15 protein-coding genes are annotated in these 17,748 nt (G+C 54.0%); 6 read left to right on the top strand and 9 right to left on the bottom strand.

Annotated elements, in window-relative coordinates:
• Positions 1-53: 53 nt before the first annotated feature.
• Positions 54-1,157 (top strand): DUF2189 domain-containing protein, encoded by a 1,104-nt coding sequence (locus KW808_RS09270; RefSeq protein WP_003859820.1) that lies wholly within the window; start codon positions 54-56, stop codon positions 1,155-1,157.
• Between the two features lie 113 nt (positions 1,158-1,270).
• Here KW808_RS09270 and KW808_RS09265 read toward each other — a convergent pair whose 3' ends face one another.
• The 3 genes from KW808_RS09265 to KW808_RS09255 all read right to left on the bottom strand — a co-directional run bounded on the left by KW808_RS09265 (position 1,271) and on the right by KW808_RS09255 (position 6,008).
• Positions 1,271-2,254 carry a hydrogen peroxide-inducible genes activator gene (locus tag KW808_RS09265; protein WP_003859821.1) on the bottom strand — a complete coding sequence of 328 codons (984 nt, stop codon included), beginning with the start codon at positions 2,252-2,254 and terminating at the stop codon, positions 1,271-1,273.
• Positions 2,255-2,384: 130 nt separating this feature from the next.
• On the bottom strand, positions 2,385-4,925 hold the full coding sequence (locus KW808_RS09260; protein WP_170844368.1) for a DEAD/DEAH box helicase: 2,541 nt from the start codon (positions 4,923-4,925) through the stop codon (positions 2,385-2,387).
• Positions 4,926-5,048: 123 nt separating this feature from the next.
• The gene (locus KW808_RS09255; RefSeq protein ID WP_003859825.1) at positions 5,049-6,008 is read right to left on the bottom strand and encodes a proteasome assembly chaperone family protein; all 960 of its coding nucleotides are present in this window, start codon (positions 6,006-6,008) and stop codon (positions 5,049-5,051) included.
• A gap of 344 nt (positions 6,009-6,352) precedes the next feature.
• Between KW808_RS09255 and KW808_RS09250 the strand changes: the two genes are divergently transcribed.
• A complete protein-coding gene (locus tag KW808_RS09250) occupies positions 6,353-7,486 on the top strand; it encodes a DUF4192 domain-containing protein (protein WP_230622947.1) in 1,134 nt (377 codons plus the stop codon).
• Here KW808_RS09250 and galE read toward each other — a convergent pair.
• The 6 genes from galE to KW808_RS09220 all read right to left on the bottom strand — a co-directional run bounded on the left by galE (position 7,483) and on the right by KW808_RS09220 (position 13,171).
• On the bottom strand, positions 7,483-8,472 hold the full coding sequence (gene galE, locus KW808_RS09245) for a UDP-glucose 4-epimerase GalE (RefSeq protein WP_003859828.1): 990 nt from the start codon (positions 8,470-8,472) through the stop codon (positions 7,483-7,485). The genes KW808_RS09250 and galE overlap by 4 nt on opposite strands.
• Before the next feature lie 6 nt (positions 8,473-8,478).
• Positions 8,479-9,165 carry a metal-dependent transcriptional regulator gene (locus KW808_RS09240; protein ID WP_003857371.1) on the bottom strand — a complete coding sequence of 229 codons (687 nt, stop codon included), beginning with the start codon at positions 9,163-9,165 and terminating at the stop codon, positions 8,479-8,481.
• 416 nt (positions 9,166-9,581) lie between these two features.
• Complete coding sequence (locus KW808_RS09235; RefSeq protein ID WP_003857368.1) at positions 9,582-10,577, bottom strand: sigma-70 family RNA polymerase sigma factor; 996 nt, start codon at positions 10,575-10,577, stop codon at positions 9,582-9,584.
• Positions 10,578-10,703: 126 nt separating this feature from the next.
• A complete protein-coding gene (gene dtd / locus KW808_RS09230) occupies positions 10,704-11,138 on the bottom strand; it encodes a D-aminoacyl-tRNA deacylase (protein ID WP_003859832.1) in 435 nt (144 codons plus the stop codon).
• A 13-nt stretch (positions 11,139-11,151) separates the two neighbouring features.
• Positions 11,152-12,681, bottom strand: coding sequence for a DUF7782 domain-containing protein (locus KW808_RS09225; RefSeq protein ID WP_003859833.1), 1,530 nt, complete (start codon positions 12,679-12,681; stop codon positions 11,152-11,154).
• Positions 12,674-13,171: a DUF3099 domain-containing protein gene (locus KW808_RS09220; protein WP_034983773.1), complete on the bottom strand. Its 498-nt coding sequence runs from the start codon at positions 13,169-13,171 to the stop codon at positions 12,674-12,676. Before KW808_RS09220 ends, KW808_RS09225 begins: the two co-directional genes overlap by 8 nt.
• Positions 13,172-13,228: 57 nt before the next feature.
• On the opposite strand from KW808_RS09220, the gene KW808_RS09215 reads away from it, so the two are divergent.
• The 4 genes from KW808_RS09215 (at position 13,229) to KW808_RS09200 (ending at position 17,272) form a co-directional block, all read left to right on the top strand.
• Positions 13,229-13,468 carry a DUF3039 domain-containing protein gene (locus KW808_RS09215; RefSeq protein ID WP_003857359.1) on the top strand — a complete coding sequence of 80 codons (240 nt, stop codon included), beginning with the start codon at positions 13,229-13,231 and terminating at the stop codon, positions 13,466-13,468.
• Entirely contained in the window at positions 13,465-15,177 is a 1,713-nt protein-coding gene (locus KW808_RS09210; protein WP_003859837.1) for a DEAD/DEAH box helicase, read from the top strand. Before KW808_RS09215 ends, KW808_RS09210 begins: the two co-directional genes overlap by 4 nt.
• 132 nt (positions 15,178-15,309) lie before the next feature.
• The gene (locus KW808_RS09205; protein WP_003859840.1) at positions 15,310-15,849 is read left to right on the top strand and encodes a hypothetical protein; all 540 of its coding nucleotides are present in this window, start codon (positions 15,310-15,312) and stop codon (positions 15,847-15,849) included.
• Positions 15,850-15,934: 85 nt separating this feature from the next.
• Positions 15,935-17,272: a DUF418 domain-containing protein gene (locus KW808_RS09200; RefSeq protein ID WP_003859841.1), complete on the top strand. Its 1,338-nt coding sequence runs from the start codon at positions 15,935-15,937 to the stop codon at positions 17,270-17,272.
• The last annotated feature ends 476 nt before the right edge of the window (positions 17,273-17,748 follow it).

Raw genomic sequence — 17,748 nt, 5'->3', positions numbered from 1 at the left:
TGCCAGGTAGTCTGGAGGTGAACTAATCACTATAGGGAGGGCGACGAAAAACAATGAGCCGCGACGACCAGACGAACAACAACGGTGAGGGCGACGACACATCGCGCGAGCAGTCCTGGGATCAATCCTGGCAGAACCTAAATAAGGATTCCCAGTACGGTCCGACCTCGCATCCGGAGGACGCGCCGGGAGGATTCCAGGGAAACGGCCAGGGCAACAGCCGGGGCAACGCTCAGGGCAATGGTCAGGGCAATGGTCAGGGCAGCGGTCAGGGCTTCGGCCCGGGTAGTGCTTCGGGATATGGAGGCTACGGTCAGCCATACCCGCAGACTCCGTACCAGAATTCCTACCAAGGTTATGGCGCTACTTCACCGCAGAACGACGTGGTGCTGGAAGCGAGCAACGGCAAAGTCGACATCATGCGGGCGATTCGCTTCGGATTCAAAGCCACGTTTGCCAATCCAGCAGTGTGGATTTTGGGCACCGTCGGTCTTGGCCTTGCGTTCATGATTGTGAGTGGGTTGCTTGGCTACTTATCATTTTTGATCGACCCTAATGCGGGCACGACGACTTCTGGTTTTTCGGTTTCCGAGACCCTGTTGAACGTAGTTATCGGAATCATCACCTTCGCAATAACCATTTGCGTCATGCGCGGTGCACTGCTTTCTGTTGATGGACACAAAGTTCGCTTCGGTGATTTCTTTAAACCCATCAATGTTGGTCAAACAGTGATTCTGATGGTGGGGCTGGGTATCTTCGGCATCATCCTGGGCACCTTCACCACTTTTCTCACTCAAAATCTGGTGTCGTTTAATGACGCTGCCGGTACCGTTGAGGTCAATAACAGCGGTTTAGGCATGTTCTTCATTGTCTACCTGCTGTTGTTCTTCATCAATCCTCTGTACTCCTACTGGGTGTACTACACAGCTGATGGTCACCACACTGCAGGAAGCGCTGTTCAAACTGGTTTCAAGGACTCGCTGCGCAACTACCCAATGTTGTTGCTGTTCTCCCTGGTTGGCGGGTTTGCCACACTCATCATCGGTATTTTCACGATCGGTTTCGGCCTGATCATCGTGCTGCCAGTAATGATGCTGTCTACCGTTCATATTTACCGCCAGATCAGTGGTGGAAATATTCCGGTGGAGCGCCGCTAATGCAGTAGGCATTCTGCAATCAATAAAGCCCTTTCCCTTGAATCTCACGTTGGTGTGCATCAATGGAAAGGGCTTTTTGCTTGTAGCTGACTCTGGAAAACCTCTAGAAAAACTTACTGCGCTACCGCGACATTTTGCTTCAAGGTGATGCCAGTTGAGGCAGCAAGCGCGACGGCTTCTTGGAAAGCGCGCTGCAAAATGAGTGCAAACTGTTCGAACTCTTCGGCGCGAGAAGAAGAGGAACGGTACACCAATCCAATGCAGCGGTTTGCGGTGACATCAGAGTTGAAGTTGGCTGTTGCCAGTCCTGGTCGGGTGCATTCCCATGGGATTGCGCTGATTGGGACCAAGGTGGATCCAAGGCCGGCGACGACGAGCTGCATGACGGTGGTAAGGCTGGATGCGCGGGTGACAGCAGTGGTGGAGCTAATGGGGTTGATGTCTGCGCGGCGGCACAGGTCCACAATTTGGTCGTGGAGGCAGTGTCCGTCGTCGAGAAGCAGCAGATCGAGGTCTTCTAGGGCGGATAGTTCTAAGTCTTGGCGGCCGGCGAAGGGGTGATCGGCGGCGGTAACGACGATGAAGTCTTCGTCGTAGAGGGGGATTTCCTTCATGCCTGGTGCCTCAGAAGGCAGGGCCATCATGGCGACGTCGATGGCGCCGTCACGCAGCAACGCAAGAAGGTGCTTGGTTTGATCCTCGACAATATGTGGCTCCAGATCTGGATATTCTTCATCCACGATGGACAGCATTGACGGCAAAATGTAAGGAGCTGCCGTGGGGATGATGCCTACGGTCAACGGTCCGGTGAGTGAACCGTTGGCGCCCTTGGCGTGGGAGAGGAAAGACTCCGCCGCGTCAAGGGTGGATTTGGCGAATGGCAGCAACTTCTCGCCCGCTGGGGTGACAATGACCTTGCGGGTGGAGCGTTCAATCAGCTGAACTCCCAGGCCTGTTTCTAATGCGACAAGTGCCTGGGAGAGGGATGGCTGCGAAATGGACAGCTTGGTGGCAGCAGTACCAAAGTGCTTGCATTCTGCGATGGTGACAAAGGTGCGAAGCTGGGCGAGTGTGGGCCGGTACTCTTTATTGCTCATGCCTATAACTATAACGGTGAATGCACGAAAATAATAATGAAATCGCTGGGACAGTTTGACGGCGCCAAAGCGCCATAGGTAAAACCGCTCAAATCAGGCACCAGGCGTGCTTGCTTTTCGACGCAAACCCCTAGTTGTGGTCAATCGACAGCGATCCAAAACGCACCTCACCTGCATCATCAGAGGCATCAAGATCAATGGTGGCAACAAACGCGAAGGAATTATCACCTTCTGGATCCTTCACCACCTGACGCACCTCCCACATTCTTCCCGTGTGCTCTACCTTGAAGAACTCTGGTCCACGAGCTGCCGGGCCGGTATCAAGATCCGCATATTCATCAAAGTACGCATCCATCGCAGCACCGAAATCAGGAGCCTCATCCAGATATTCAGTCATCTGACTAAGCTGATCTTCCTTTTCATAAGCAAATAGCTCCACAAGGCGGAACATGGCGTTGCGCACCATGATGGTAAATGCCCTGCGGTTGGCGGTAAGTGCTGTTGGGTCTTCCACGCCGAAGGCGAGCTCTCGTTCCAGCGCTTCCTTGCTGATCGGTGCTTCTGGATCCGCCATCTGAGCCCACTCATCCACCAGGGAGGAGTCGACCTGTTTGATCAGTTCGCCCAACCACACCACAACATCATCAAGTTCCTCGGTGCGAGCTTCCGTAGGCAGTGAGTGTTGGAGAGTACGCCAGGCATCGGTGAGGTAGCGCAGCGCAACACCCTCTGACCTGGCCACACCGTAGGTAGCCACCAAATCAGAGAAGGTCATGCCGTGTTCGATCATGTCGCGCACAACGGATTTGGGTTTGAGCTCAAATTCCTTTGCCCACGGGTGTCCTTCACGGAAGGTCTCGAAGGCGCTTTCCAGTTCCTCTTCCAGTGGCTTTGGCCAGGTGACATCCTCAATGATGGCCATGCGTTCGTTGTAATCAACGCCTTCGGCTTTAAGAGCTTCAATCTCTTCACCGCGCTGTGCTTTTTGCTGCGCAAGGAGGATCTGTCGGGGATCTTCCAGGATTGCTTCAAACACACTGATCACGTCGAGGGTGTAGGTTTCAGACTCTTTGTCCAGCAGAGTCAGTGCAGCCAAAGCGAAAGGCGCAAGGGGCTGGTTGAGCGCGAAATCTCGCTGAAGTTCTTCCGTGAGGGCATAGATGCGACCCGTAGCGTCGGGTCCATCTGGGACTTTTTCCACGATGCCCGCATTGATCAAGCCCTTGAATAGCTCAACAGCAGTGAGGATGTCCTTGTTCTGCTTGGTGCGGGTGTCATGGTTGGTCCGCAACAAGTGCTTCATGTGCTGGTAGCCATCGCCAGGTCGGGCAATAACATTGAGCAGCATGGAGTTACTGACCTTGAAGTAGCTGGTCAGTTGCTCTGGTTCTGCAGTGGTGAGGCGTTCATAGGTCTTCTTGGTCCACGTCACCTCACCGGGGCGAGTGGCTTTAAGACGCAGCTTCTTAAGCTTCTTGGGGTCTTGTCCAGCCTTTTCACGCAGGCGGTGGTTCTCAATCTCATGCTCCGGGGCTTGGATAACTACGGTGCCGATCGTGTCATAGCCAGCGCGTCCCGCACGGCCAGCGATCTGGTGGAATTCACGGGACTTCAATACACGTTCCCGAGACCCATCAAACTTGACCAAGCCGGTCATGAGCACGGTGCGAATAGGCACGTTGATGCCCACACCCAAGGTGTCAGTACCGCAAATAACCTTCAGCAGACCCGTTTGGGAGAGCTTTTCCACCAAACGACGGTACTTGGGAAGCATGCCAGCGTGGTGGACTCCGATGCCTCGGCGCAGGAGCTTGGATAGCGTTTTTCCAAAGGTGGTGCTGAAGCGGAAATCGCCGATCTCTTCAGCGATGCGCTCTTTTTCTTCCTTGTTCACCACCGTGAGGGACGTTAATGCTTGGGCTCGTTCAATCGCATCACGCTGGGTGAAGTGCACAACATAGATGGGTGCCTTGGAATCTTTCAGCAGCTCCTCGATGGTATCGTGCACTGGGGTGTACACATAGGAAAACTCCAAGGGAACAGGACGCTCGGTGCCTCCAACAAAGTTTGCTGTGCGGCCAGTGCGTTGCTGCAGGTCCTTTTCCAACCATTCGGTATCACCCAAGGTGGCTGACATCAGCAGGAATTGTGCGCGTGATAGTTCCAGCAGTGGTACCTGCCATGCCCAACCGCGGTCTGGCTCTGAGTAGTAGTGGAATTCATCCATCACTACTTGATCAATCGCAGCGCCAGAGCCATCACGCAAGGCAATATTGGCGACAATCTCCGCCGTTGCACAAATAATCGGCGCCTTGCCGTTGACTGTTGCATCACCAGTCATCATGCCGACGTTTTCCGCACCAAAGATCTCACACAGCGCAAAGAACTTCTCGCTCACCAACGCCTTGATGGGGGCGGTGTAAAAACTGCGCTGGCCTCTGGCCATGGCAATAAAGTGGGCGGCGATAGCCACCATGGATTTACCCGAGCCAGTAGGCGTTGCCAAGATGACATTGTCCCCGGCCAAGATTCCTAAAGCTGCTTCTTCCTGAGCAGGGTACAGCGAAATACCCCGCTCACGGGTCCAACTTAAAAAGCTGTCAAAAATGGACTCATCCATCAAGCTCTCGGGGACATCGGAAAGATCAGGAAGCATCTCAGAAAGGTTCACAATCAACCACACTAGCTAACGCCTGGGACACCGGGGGTAACCAGCATTAAAAAACGGCAAAACCTCAGCACATCTGTGGAAAACACGAGACGCGCTGAGGTTTATAAGGAGGCCGGTTCTAAGTTAAGCTTCCGGAGTTTCTTTGTGATCCGATCCGCCTTGATCATCTAGATCAGCGAGGAATTTTTCAAACTCCGCACCAATCTCATCACCGCTTGGAAGCTCAGATTCACCAGGCATCACTGCCTGAGGGTGCCTGTTGCGGTAACGCTCCAGTTCACTGTCATATTGCTGTTCTAATGCGCCAACCACACGCTGAATTTCTGAAGACTCCTCGGTTTGCTCCATCAACTGGCGGTGCACCTTTTCTGCGTCGCGTTCCAAAGCCAACAGAGGAAGGTTGAGGTCGGCTGAATCCGCAATGGACTGCAGCAACTTCAAGGTAGCCGCAGGATAAGGAGAAGCAGAAACATAATGGGGGACATGCACCGTGTAACCGGAGACATTCTTACCCTTATCCTTTAGCAGCTTCTCTAACATCAGCGAGGCTGAACCAGGCACAGTCATCCGCGTATCCAACGACACCTGGTCTTTCAAGCGGTCAGTTGAATTACCGTGTGCGGTCACCACGGTGGGGCGAGTGTGAGGAACCGTCATGGGAGCTGCGTAGAGACAAATGGTGTTTTCCACACCGAATTTCTCCACCAGATCGACAACAGCATTGCTAAAGTCACCCCATCTTAAGTCTGGTTCAGGGCCAGAAAGCATGAGGAACGGCTTATTGTCATTGTCGCGCACCACATGCAAACCCAGGTTGAGCTCATCCATGCTGGTCACTTCATTGTGTTCAATGACAACCACGGGGCGGCGGGAACGGTAATCAATAAGTTCATCATTGTTAAACGATGCGATCAAGCGGTGGTCTAGAGCGTCCATCAAGTGTGATGAGCTGGACTCCACGGCGTGTCCGGCATCGGCATAGCCTTGGAGGGCAACGATGAGCGTCGGGCCACCGGCCGTTTGTCCACTCACCTCCGGTGACGGGTACTCAAGCTCGTACATACGATCATTGTTATCCGACATTTTTCCTCCTTTTATAGCTCTAAGCCACCATTTTTTAAATTTCGAACTGGCAACCGTATTGGCAACTGCTCAGTACAACGTGGGGACCCTCGAAAATAATCCCTAAAATTACACCGATGTTCATCCAGGTAGCCCGGCAATAAATAGTTTTCGTGAATTTCGCCAAGTCTAAACTCCAAACCTGGTTTTCGTCCACCAATTTCATGAAACGGGAACTCGATCTACGTGCGGGTTTGGTGGAAATCGAAAAGGTGCCTGTGGATAACTTCAGTTATCCACAGTTTTCGCGCTCGCTGCAGGAAGCAGGGGAGACATCTCCACAAAGTCCGGACATACTGTGCAGCATGACCGCTAAAGCACACCGAAACGAACCAACAACCGTCCTTCAAACCCCCGGCCAATTGCTGGCCAATATTCCTGGAATCCTCGGTTTCTACCCTTCTGAATCCATCGTGTTGGCCTGCATGATGCAGGAAGATGATGCCACAACTTTAACGCTGGGTCCTGTGATCCGACTTGATGTGGGAGACACCAGATTGTTGCCCGATGTGGGTCAAGCAGTAGATTCTTTCAATCCAACTCGGATTTTCGCTTTCCTTATTTCCAAAGAGCTTCCGCCCAATGCACTCGATGACACCCTCGAGCAGCTTTTAGCCACCGCTGAGCAGGGGATCGTCAACATCACTGGTTGCTGGTACACCAAGGAAGTGATCAGCAGTGAGCCATACATGCTGTGCTTCGGTCCGGAGCCAGAGGCACTAGCAGCAGATGATCACGGAATCTCTGAATGGGAATTTGGGCGGATTGCACCGATTAGTTCTGCCGCTGCAACAAAGAGGATGCTTCAGGAAGGGCAATTGCCGGAGCTTAATCGACATGAAGCGTACGCCCTGTTTGAGCAAAATAATCCGCATGTGTCGGCGTCGAAACGCAAAAAGCTTGAAAAAGACGCCCGCACGCTGGCCGAGGACATTCAGCACCAGATTAATGCCGATGATTCGGGCTATTACTACCTCACTTCGCTTGATGTACTTACCCGTGCGCTCGAATTCGTCAAAGCCAACTACATTGATTCATCATCTGGCGCCGAAAATTTTGATGGCCTTTTGGGGGAGGTGGATATTTTACAGACGGTAGCCACCTATATGGCAGGGAGTTTTCTCCGCGACGCCGTCCTTCACCTGTGCGTCGACTTCCCTCGGGAAGCCGCGCTGCTCCTGCGCGCTGCGGCATGTACCTTCACAGGCGAGTTCCGATCTAATGCTCTGTGCCTTTACGCATTGTCGGTCATCGCCATGGGGCTGAGCATGAAGGCCTCACCGGCGCTGGAAGCAGCCATCGAAGCCACGCCGCGGCACAACTTGAGCAATCTGCTGCGCGAAGGGTTGTTCAACGGCGAAACAACAAAGCTTATCGACGCCTGCCTCCGCGGCAACCAGCAATTGCGGGACTTTCATGTCCCCGATCCGAAAGCTTAAGCTTTCTTCTTTGCAGCATGGGAACGATCGCCCAGTGCGGATGTAAACGCCCAAGCGTCCTCAACGATGGTGCGCAGATCAGTGTGCTCAGGGGTCCAACCCAGTTCTTGCTTTGCCTTCTCAGAAGATGCAATTAGTGTTGCTGGATCTCCTGCACGCCTGGGTGCGACCTCTGCCGGGATGGGATGTCCGGTTACTTCACGGCACATCTCCACAACCTGTTTCACGCTGTAGCCATCTCCGGAACCAAGGTTGAAAATGCGGTGCTTACCGGCTTCGTTGGATTCCAAAGCCAACACGTGTGCTTTGGCAAGATCAAGAATGTGGATGTAATCGCGGACCGCGGTTCCATCGGGAGTTGGCCAGTCATCGCCGAACATGAAGATTTTCTCGCGGTGACCGGTTGCTACCTGCAGCACTAGTGGAATGAGGTGAGTTTCAACTTCACGATTTTCACCGATGTTTCCGTATGCGCCAGCAACGTTGAAGTAGCGCAAGCTGGTTGCAGCCAGACCAAAGGCAGCAGCGTAGGACGTAATTGCGTAGTCGATGGACAGCTTCGTTGCGCCATAAGCATTGGTCGGCTGGGTGGGCATGTCCTCGGTGATGGGAACAACGTCTGGTTCACCGTAGGTAGCAGCAGTGGAGGAGAACACAAGGTTGTGCACCCCAAGGGCACGCATTGCATCGAGCAAGGTGAGCGCCGTGACCACATTGTCGTGCCAGTATTCATTGGGCTTTTCCACTGATTCGCCTACCAATGAGCGAGCAGCGAAGTGGACGACACCCTCGAATCCGCCTTCAGAAAGGACTTCCTCAACGACATCGTTGACGTCACCTTCTATCAGGCGAGCGTCAGCAGGGACTGCTTCACGGTTGCCGGTACTGAAATTGTCAATGATTGTGACATCGTGCCCATGTTCTAGAAGAACAGCGGCAGCAACGCTGCCAACATAGCCAGCGCCACCGGTAACCAGAAGCTTCATCGTGTGTTAGCCCTCAACCTTTTCTACGCGGACTGCATGTGCAAGATCGTCAATCAGTTCTACGCTGGAGCCGTTGTGGGTGATCACGACCCGGCCCTGCTCATTGATGATGTCTACTTCGGTACCGATTTCAACACCCGCGTCGGTGAGTGCCTGGAACTGCTCAAGATCTACCTGCAGGATCTCGTTGAGCTGTACGATGCGAGCCTTCAGGTTCTCACCGAGAGGCAGATCGATGGCACGAACGCCGGAATCAGGCTCATCTGCTTGATCCAAACCGATTTCGCCGAGGCCAGGAATTGGGTTACCGAAAGGGGAGCGCTGCACATCGTCAAGAACTTCAACGAGGCGACGTTCAACCTCATCACTCATCACGTGCTCCCAGCGGCATGCTTCGTCGTGGACTTTGTGGATGTCCAAGCCGATGATGTCGGTAAGGAGGCGTTCTGCTAGGCGGTGCTTACGCATCACGGCGATGGCGAGGGAACGTCCCTCTGGAGTCATTTCGAGGCTGCGGTCGGGGCTGACGTGCACAAGACCGTCGCGTTCCATACGGGCGACAGTCTGGCTGACAGTTGGGCCGGACTGCTCAAGGCGTTCTGCGATACGAGCACGCAGAGGAACAATGCCCTCTTCTTCCAGCTCGTAAATAGTGCGCAGATACATTTCGGTGGTATCGACCAGATCCTTCACAGGAGGCTGCCTTCCTTGTTTTTCCAAACTCAATTTATGCCGCTGCCAGCAGGGAAAACTACTTCAATGCGTATTCTCTTAAAAACACTTCTTAAAACACGTGAAATGTTCAAGGAGAATGAGCTCGACAGAGAACACACTTTCACATAGTCTACCGATTTTTCTATCGATCGACTGATGAGGGATCTCCATCGACAGTAGTGATGCTGGCGCATGTTGTTAATAGGAAAGAAAACTTCCCCGTATCCGTGGTTTTACTTCAGTTGAACGTATTAAAGTCTAGCGAATAATAACTAAAGTTACCTGATCTGTCATCTCACGCCTTGGGACTCGCCGGTAAAATATGGTCCAGGAACCACTAAAACGCCGAGGCCACGGTAGGTGGGCCCCGACGCTTCGATTGTTAGTTCACGCTTTTACTGGGCGTACTCACGAAGACGTGATGCGCGCTCTCCATCGCGGAGCTTACTCATGACTTCACGCTCTATCTGGCGGACGCGCTCACGGGACAGTCCGAAGCGGCGACCAATCTGATCAAGGGTGCGTGGCACACCGTCATCGAGGCCGTAGCGCAAACGGATGACATCCTGCTCGCGTGGCTCGAGAGTGTTAAGGACCGCGCGGATATCGGAGTGGCGCATGGAAGCAACCACTGCGGATTCTGCATCGGTGGCCTCAGAATCCTCAATGAAGTCACCCAAAGGAGCTTCTTCATCGGCGCCGACTGGCATGTCCAAGCTCACTGGATCGCGAGACTGACGAAGCAGCATTTCAATCTTGGACTCTTCAATGCCGGACTCTTCTGCGAGTTCCTCATTGGTGGCTTCACGGCCCAAGTGCTGGTACATCTCGCGCTTGATGCGGGAAAGCTTGTTCACCTGCTCCACAAGGTGGACTGGGAGGCGGATGGTGCGGGACTGATCTGCCATGCCGCGGGTGATTGCCTGGCGGATCCACCAGGTTGCGTAGGTGGAGAACTTAAAGCCCTTGGAGTAATCAAACTTTTCCATCGCGCGGATCAGTCCGAGGTTGCCCTCCTGGATAAGATCCAGCAGTGGCATGCCGCGGCCGGTGTAGCGCTTAGCAAGGGACACCACCAGGCGCAGGTTTGCCTCGAGGAGGTGGGAACGAGCCTTCTTGCCGTCCTTGGCAAGAACCTTTAGATCGCGCTTCATGGCGCGGGTGAGTGGCTCTTCAGAGTTTTTCAGAAGGTGCTCTGCATAAAGACCAACCTCAATGGTCTGTGCGAGCTCAACTTCATCCTCCGCGGTAAGCAGGGCAGTTTTGCCGATGCCGTTGAGGTAAACGCGAACAAGGTCCTGCGAGGGATTGTCGTTGGTTTGGCCCCTTCTGCTGCCGGGATCTACCTCACGTTCAGTCGTTGCGAGATCCTGCGTGGACGGTGCTGTCATAACTGGCCTCCTAAATTCGCGGTTCAAGAGGTTCAACGGACTGCTTCCACAAAAAGTTCCCAAGCGCTTTTGTGGAGTTCTTAACACCCCCACATTGGGGCGTTTCAAGCTCTTAGGCTTGACTGGTTAGCACTCGACCAAAACGGTGAAGGGGCCTTCGTTAACCGATGTGACCTTCATCATTGCGCCGAATCGTCCTTGTTCCACGGTGATTCCGCGCTCACGTAAACCTTGTGCAATCTTTTCAATCACCGGCTCAGCCACCTCACCAGGTGCTGCATCAGACCACGATGGGCGCCGGCCTTTTGCGGTGCGACCATGCAGGGTGAATTGGCTAACAAGCAGTACGGGAGCATTGACATCACTGACGGATTGTTCGCCATCCAAGATGCGCAGCTCAGCAATTTTTCGCACCATGGTTTCCCAGGCGTCGTCGCTATCAGCAGCGCCGACTCCAACCAGCGCCAAAATGCCTCCGGTGTCGGGGCAATCGATGGCTCCAACAATTTCATCATCCACGCTGACGCTGGCGGAACTCACACGGGTTAAAACGGCTTTCACAAACAGTCCTTATTTAAGAATCGAGAAGATCAGCGGGCAACACTAATCCGTGGCGGATGAGATCCACCAACGCCGCAATGGCGCCGTTGTGCAGGGATTCTCCCTCGATACCTTGAGCCATCGCGTACATTTCCAGGATTTCTTCAAAGGGGAGTCCATGTGGGTTAAGTCCTGCGACGATGGAAGCCACATGCTCATCAACATCATGGGACCAACGAGGACCATCGGTGCGGGTGAGCCTCAACGTGACAGGACTAAAGCCCATGCCTTCTTCCGCATCGGCCAGGCTGATTTGTTCCCGGGCCACGCCAGGGCGAACTTTGAAGCGGGAGCTCAGAATGGAATCGCGAGTTTGTTCACGAAGCCATGCGGTGCGGGTGAAGTACTCCTCAATTTCAGGGCCGAGAGGATCCTCGAAGTACTGGGTCATGGATTCAGCCAAGATATCGGATTTCTCATCCGCCTCGTTTTCCTCCAGACGTTGGATGGCGATGAAACCAAAACCAACGCCTTGAACCTTGGCTTTTTCAAAGTGGTTAAGCCACGCGGTGGTGCGTGCTGCTGCCTCGGGGCTACGCAGATCGAGGGACTCATCACTAAGCCACGTGCCCACATACTGCGCGGGGCTCACGGCGTCGCGCTCAATAACCCAAGCAACATAACCGTTATCCGGCAACCATTCTGCAACGCGCTGCTGCCACGATTGATCCGCGGAATGCACCCATGCGCCGAGCAGGTGAGCGGTGCCACCAGGGTTGAGATGCGCGCAGGCTTCTTTGACCACCAACGCGGTCGCGCCGTCTAGATCCATGCCGGAATCGCGGTACACATGCCCAATTTCCGGTGGTCCCACCACGAACGGCGGGTTGGCGATGATGCGGTCAAAGGTGCGCCCGCGAACCGGTTCAAACCAGCTGCCCTCCACCAACTGCGTGGGAATGCCGGAATCAACAAGCGTGGCTTCAGCGAAATCGAGAGCGCGCGGATGCACATCGGTGGCGATGATTTCCTGCGCGGCACCTGCCTGACCAAGCACCTGAATACCCGAACCAGTACCCAAATCCAACACGGAACCAGTGGGGGAGGTCGGCGTTGCTTGCAACAACGACAGGCTGGCCGCACCGACACCCAACACATGATCAGGGCCTGGAACATGTTGAGTCATGGACGCATCAGCATCAGAAAATACCCACTGCTGACGCCCAGCAATCAAATGCGGACGAATATCAATTAAGAATTGGGCGTACTCGCCGGAAATTTCAACGAGAGCGGCGTCGACAAGCGTCTTGAGCGCTTCCCCGAGCAAAGCAGCAAGCTTTTCGACGCGCACCTGGTCCCTCAACACGAACGCCCGTAGGGCGAGGTTGAGGTCTGATTCCGGCAAGGAATCGAGGTGAAAGCGCACTGCGGCCGGCTGACCGGCGTGCATGGCAGCCACGAAATCCGGGCCCAGCACATTATTGATGCCCGAAGTGGTGTAGCCGATCTCACGGAACCGTGCCTTCAGCGTCGCTGCAGCCTGAGTGAGCGGAGTTCTAGTCATTGTCATTGGTGTCTTTTTCTTCCTGAGCATCGATGATGATTCCATCAAAAGTGCGCCTGATATCTACCTCGGTCGAGCGATTTTCTAGCTGCTGCGCCTGTTGAGCCTCCAGTTGCGCGCGTTCATTCATCTCACGCACCAGCCCCGGCTTATAAACATTTTTCTCACGCGGATCACGCGGAGAGCCATGCCCATTGGCGATCACCACAGCCACCCACGGAAGGGGTATCGAGATAAAAAATATGATGATCGCCAAAACCCACGCATGCCACATAACCCACGACACACCCGCCAAAATAAGCAAGGGGATACGCAACGCCTGAATCACGTTGTAAATACGCCGCCGATGGCGCATATCTTGCATGGGCGTGCGCTTCTTGTCGGTAATCAGAAGCACTTCGTTGCGGTGAAACAACTTCCGTAGTCGCTTCTTTCGCGAATGCTCCGACTCGTCGGACGTTCCGTCGGGTCGGTCTTTTCGCTGGTTCATACCGAACAGGGTAGTCCGTTTAGTGACAACGGAGGAATCTGGGGCATGATGGGTTAAGTGAGAACAACAACAAAGACCATTGAACGTCCCGATGTCAGGGAAGATAACGCGACAAGCGACGACACCCCGAAGTTCTTCCACTACGTGAAGAAGGACCAAATCGTGGAGTCCGCCGTTAGTGGTCGCATGGTTGTTGCCCTATGCGGCGAAACCTTCCCAGTTACCAAACAAGCAAAGCCAGGCTCCCCAGTGTGCCCGGACTGTGAGCGAATCTTTAAGGGCATGCGTAAGAAGTGAGTTCTAATCTAAGAGCGTGGCAGCGCGCAGCTCTGGATAATTTTCTAGCAAACAAACCCCGTGACTTCCTCGCCGTGGCAACCCCCGGCGCAGGTAAAACTACGTTTGCGTTGCGCGTAGCCACGGAACTAAAAGCATCCCGCACTGTTGACCGCATCATCGTTGTGGTCCCCACCGAGCACCTGAAAGTGCAGTGGTCGCAGGCGGCCGCCCGAGTGGGGTTGGCGCTGGACCCAGAGTTTAAAAACTCCGGCAGCATTAATCCCGCATACGACGGCATCTGTGTGACCTATGCGCAGGTGTCCATGCACCCGTTCAAGCACTATCAGTTGACCATGGCACGCCGCAGTTTAGTGATCTTGGATGAGATCCACCACGGCGGCGACGCCAAGAGCTGGGGCGACGGCATCAGCCAGGCTTACCGCGATGCAGAGCACCGCCTCGCGCTGACCGGTACACCGTTTCGTTCTGATGATTCACAAATTCCATTTGTGCGCTATCAGGAAGACGACGAAGGCCATCTGGTTTCCAAGTCCGACCACACTTACGGTTATTCGGAAGCGCTTGCCGACGGCGTCGTCCGCCCAGTTGTCTTCCTGGCCTACTCGGGTGAAGCACGCTGGAGGGACAGTGCAGGTGAAGAGTACGCAGCCCGGTTGGGCGAACCGCTCAATGCGGAACAAACAGCCAAAGCCTGGCGTACCGCACTAGACCCCAAAGGTGACTGGATCCCAGCCGTGTTGTCAGCTGCCCACACCCGGTTGATGCAGCTGCGCCAAAACATTCCCGATGCAGGTGGTCTGGTGATCGCCTCAGACACCAAGACAGCGCGTGCCTACGCCAAAATCTTGGGCACCTTATCATCTACTCCCGTGGCCGTGATTTTGTCCGATGAAGCCGGAGCTTCCGAGCGCATCGATGAATTCTCTGCCTCCACCGACGAGTGGATGGTCGCCGTGCGCATGGTGTCAGAAGGCGTGGACGTCCCGCGTCTCGCAGTTGGTGTGTACGCCACATCCGCCTCCACACCACTGTTCTTCGCTCAGGCAATTGGCCGCTTCGTGCGATCACGCATGCCCGGTGAAACTGCATCCGTGTTCCTGCCTTCGGTACCAGTACTCCTGGAACTCGCAGAAAAGCTGGAAGTCTCCCGCGACCACGTCCTTGGAAAACCACACCGCCCCAAAGAAGGATGGGACGATGAACTCCTCCAAGAAGCCAACCGCAAGGAATCCGAACCGGATGACATGCCGAAGTACGAATCCTTGGGCGCCGAAGCCGAACTAGATTCCCTCATCTATGACGGTTCCACCTACGGCACCGGCACTTTCTCTGGCTCCGCCGAAGAAGCCGACTACCTGGGACTCCCAGGACTGTTGGACGCAGAACAAATGCGTGAGCTTCTCCGCAAACGCCAAGAAGAACAACTCGACGCCCGCGACGCTGCCGAAAAACGCCGCAAGGAATTGGAAAAACAACAGCAACGCGAAGCCGAAATCCACGAAAAACCCGTGGAAGAAGTAGCCAGTGATGAGATCCCGCGCCTGCGCAAAGAACTCAACACCATCGTGTCTATCACCTCTGGACGCACCGGCCGCCCACACGGCGCAATCCACACCGAAGCACGTAAACACTGCGGTGGCCCACCAACGGCACTTTGTAGCGCCGAACAACTCCGGGCACGCATTGACTACCTGCGAAAGTGGTAACACATAACATTTTTGTTGCAATATCCATACCCTCAACATCTGCTCAAGGTGTTGAGGGTATCCTTGTCTGGGCATAAAAATACATAGCTTTGTGCAGCATTTATTGAACCACGTCGATGGAAAGGCCAGCTGATGACCACTCCGAATTACCCCTATGGTGAACCCAACAACAATGGCGGAAACTCGAATGATCCGTTCAACGCCAACCAGGGGGAACCCTACGGAGCGCCTTACGGGGAATCGTTTGGGCCTTCTTCTGGAGCACAGCAGTCTGGATATCAAGATCCTTACGGATCGGGCTATACCGGAGGCTTTGAAAACTCACCTCTGAATGCACCAAAGAACACCGCAGCAGCGTGGGCACTCGGCTTAGGTATTGCCTCCATCGTAACTCTGGTGACTGTATTTGGTGCTTTCCTCTCTCCATTCCTCGCTCTCGCAGGCGTCATCGTGGCCATTATCGCGCTGGTGAAAGCAAAGAACTTCGTACCAGCAAACAGGCGCAAGGGCTTTGCCATTACCGGTCTGATCCTGTCGATTCTGACCTTGATCCTCCTTGCGATTGGCGTCAAGTTGATACTCGTTGTTTTCAGCAGTTCTGGACTTTCTGAGTGTGCAACGCTCACGGATCCCGCGGCTCAAGAACAATGCATTCAAGAGCTCTTCGCTTAATTTGATTGGAAACCCTGTGACAGCTAAAAGTCATAGGGTTTTCTTTTCTCCATTTGAGATAGCCAGCGTTTGTATTAAGGAAAGTATGTCTGACTCAGCGCCAACGACACACACCAAAGCCGTGCGCACTGCACAGAAAACCAGAATCCTCTCACCAGATATTGCCCGAGGTATCGCACTGCTCGGCATTGCGCTGGCCAACGTTTCCACAGCATGGATTGCTGCTCCTGCGGGATCCACAGCGGCCTCACTTGGTGGCATTGTTCATGACTCCATCTTTGAAAAGATCTACGCTGTCTTTTCCGCCATGTTCATCCATGTCCGAGGCCTACCGATGTTCTCCACGCTTCTTGGATATGGCGTCGGAATGATCGTGTACAGCCTCTGGCGACGTCAATACCCCGACACAGCAGCCAGGGGAGTGCTGCTTCGGCGATACGGATTTCTCGCACTCTTCGGCGTCATCCACATGGTGTTTCTCTTCTGGGGTGACATCATGTTCTTCTACGGTGTCGTAGGCATGATTTTTGCCATGCTCATGACCCTCAAAGACAAAACACTGTGGTGGATCGCAGGTTCCATGTCAGCAATCTATGTCATCGTTGGCATCACACTCGGAGTTGTTCTACCTCTGTCCTTCGGTGTGTCCACTGATACCATGGCTAGCCTTGACCTGACCTTTGATTCCTACCTGGAATACCTAGGCATGGGTCTGCTCTCTGTTCCAATTCAAATCGGATCAGTTCCTGTGGAAATCCTCATGCTCATGCCAGTGATGATTGTTGGCTACATCGCAGCACGCCACCGAGTCCTCTCTCGGGTCGATGAATTTAGAAAACCCCTATGGATTGCAACGTGGATCTTTATCGCAATCGCAGTCCTGATTGGCGTCCCCTGGGGACTAGCCGAAATTGGAGTATTTTCTGCACAGACAGCCACGGTCTTTAGCGGTCTCAATCAAGCTGTTGGCTCTTTGACAGGACCAGGCATCGTTGCAGCAGTGGCACTGCTCGTCCAGCCACTACAAAGAAAAATCAACAAAGGAAATGGGCACCTCCCACTTCCCATCAAAATGATCGCAGCCCTCGGTGCCCGATCCATGAGCGGTTACGTCGGACAATCCATCCTGTTCCTGATCCTCACGCAAACCTACACCTTAGGACTCGGCCAAGGTGGAGGAATACTTGCCGAAGCCGGCGTAGCCACCTGCGTATGGCTTCTCACCCTCATCGGAGCATACGGTCTCGAACTAGCTGGCAAACGAGGCCCATTCGAATCAATGCACCGCTACATCGCCTACGGCAAAAAAGGACTCCAAGATCCCTACGTACCTAAACAACTCCCAACCCCAGCTGCAAATCCACAGATTCCTGGCACAACTCCACTAGACAAAGCCTCCGACAAATACACTCAAGGCAACTAGCCGAGTCGAACAAGAAAGCGCTCACCTCCAAAGCTTTGGAGGTGAGCGCCTTTTCTAGCTACTGGATGACCATGCACTCGCCGAAACTCATGCAACTAATCCACTGCATGAATCGCTGGATAAGTCCACCAAGGCCTGGTTCCGGCATGACCTTGATAAACATGGCTAGCCTTCTCCTTTCCACATCAGCGCCTCCAGATGAGTGAGGGAAAAGTCCAAGGGATGCGCCGTCCCACCTCGCTCCATTCCACCTTTCACGCTACTCCGAGCGCGCCGGGGAGAAAAGGCGACTTCACGTGTGCTGACTTCTCATACTCAACTTCTCATCACACGACTTCGCTAAGGAAACTCAGGTTTAGGTAGCGAAGTCAGCCACGAGAAGTCGCTGTTAAGAAGTCGGAGATGTGAAGTCGTCTTTTGGCTTTGCTGACTTCATCAAACAGGGGAGTGAGTGCTAAAGCTCAATTTCTCAAGTT

This window comes from [Brevibacterium] flavum (assembly GCF_019317305.1).
Classification (GTDB): Bacteria; Actinomycetota; Actinomycetes; order Mycobacteriales; family Mycobacteriaceae; genus Corynebacterium; species Corynebacterium glutamicum.
Note: the sequence above shows the minus strand (reverse complement) of the source record. Positions and strands in the feature narration are given on the sequence as shown.

Excerpts from the sequence above, each read along its gene's own strand:
- KW808_RS09270 (WP_003859820.1), top strand. The coding sequence starts at position 54 with ATGAGCCGCGACGACCAGACGAACAACAACGGTGAGGGCGACGACACA.
- KW808_RS09265 (WP_003859821.1), bottom strand. The coding sequence starts at position 2,254 with ATGAGCAATAAAGAGTACCGGCCCACACTCGCCCAGCTTCGCACCTTT.
- KW808_RS09255 (WP_003859825.1), bottom strand. The coding sequence starts at position 6,008 with ATGTCGGATAACAATGATCGTATGTACGAGCTTGAGTACCCGTCACCG.
- KW808_RS09250 (WP_230622947.1), top strand. The coding sequence starts at position 6,353 with ATGACCGCTAAAGCACACCGAAACGAACCAACAACCGTCCTTCAAACC.
- galE (WP_003859828.1), bottom strand. The coding sequence starts at position 8,472 with ATGAAGCTTCTGGTTACCGGTGGCGCTGGCTATGTTGGCAGCGTTGCT.
- KW808_RS09235 (WP_003857368.1), bottom strand. The coding sequence starts at position 10,577 with ATGACAGCACCGTCCACGCAGGATCTCGCAACGACTGAACGTGAGGTA.
- KW808_RS09225 (WP_003859833.1), bottom strand. The coding sequence starts at position 12,681 with ATGACTAGAACTCCGCTCACTCAGGCTGCAGCGACGCTGAAGGCACGG.
- KW808_RS09220 (WP_034983773.1), bottom strand. The coding sequence starts at position 13,171 with ATGAACCAGCGAAAAGACCGACCCGACGGAACGTCCGACGAGTCGGAG.
- KW808_RS09205 (WP_003859840.1), top strand. The coding sequence starts at position 15,310 with ATGACCACTCCGAATTACCCCTATGGTGAACCCAACAACAATGGCGGA.
- KW808_RS09200 (WP_003859841.1), top strand. The coding sequence starts at position 15,935 with ATGTCTGACTCAGCGCCAACGACACACACCAAAGCCGTGCGCACTGCA.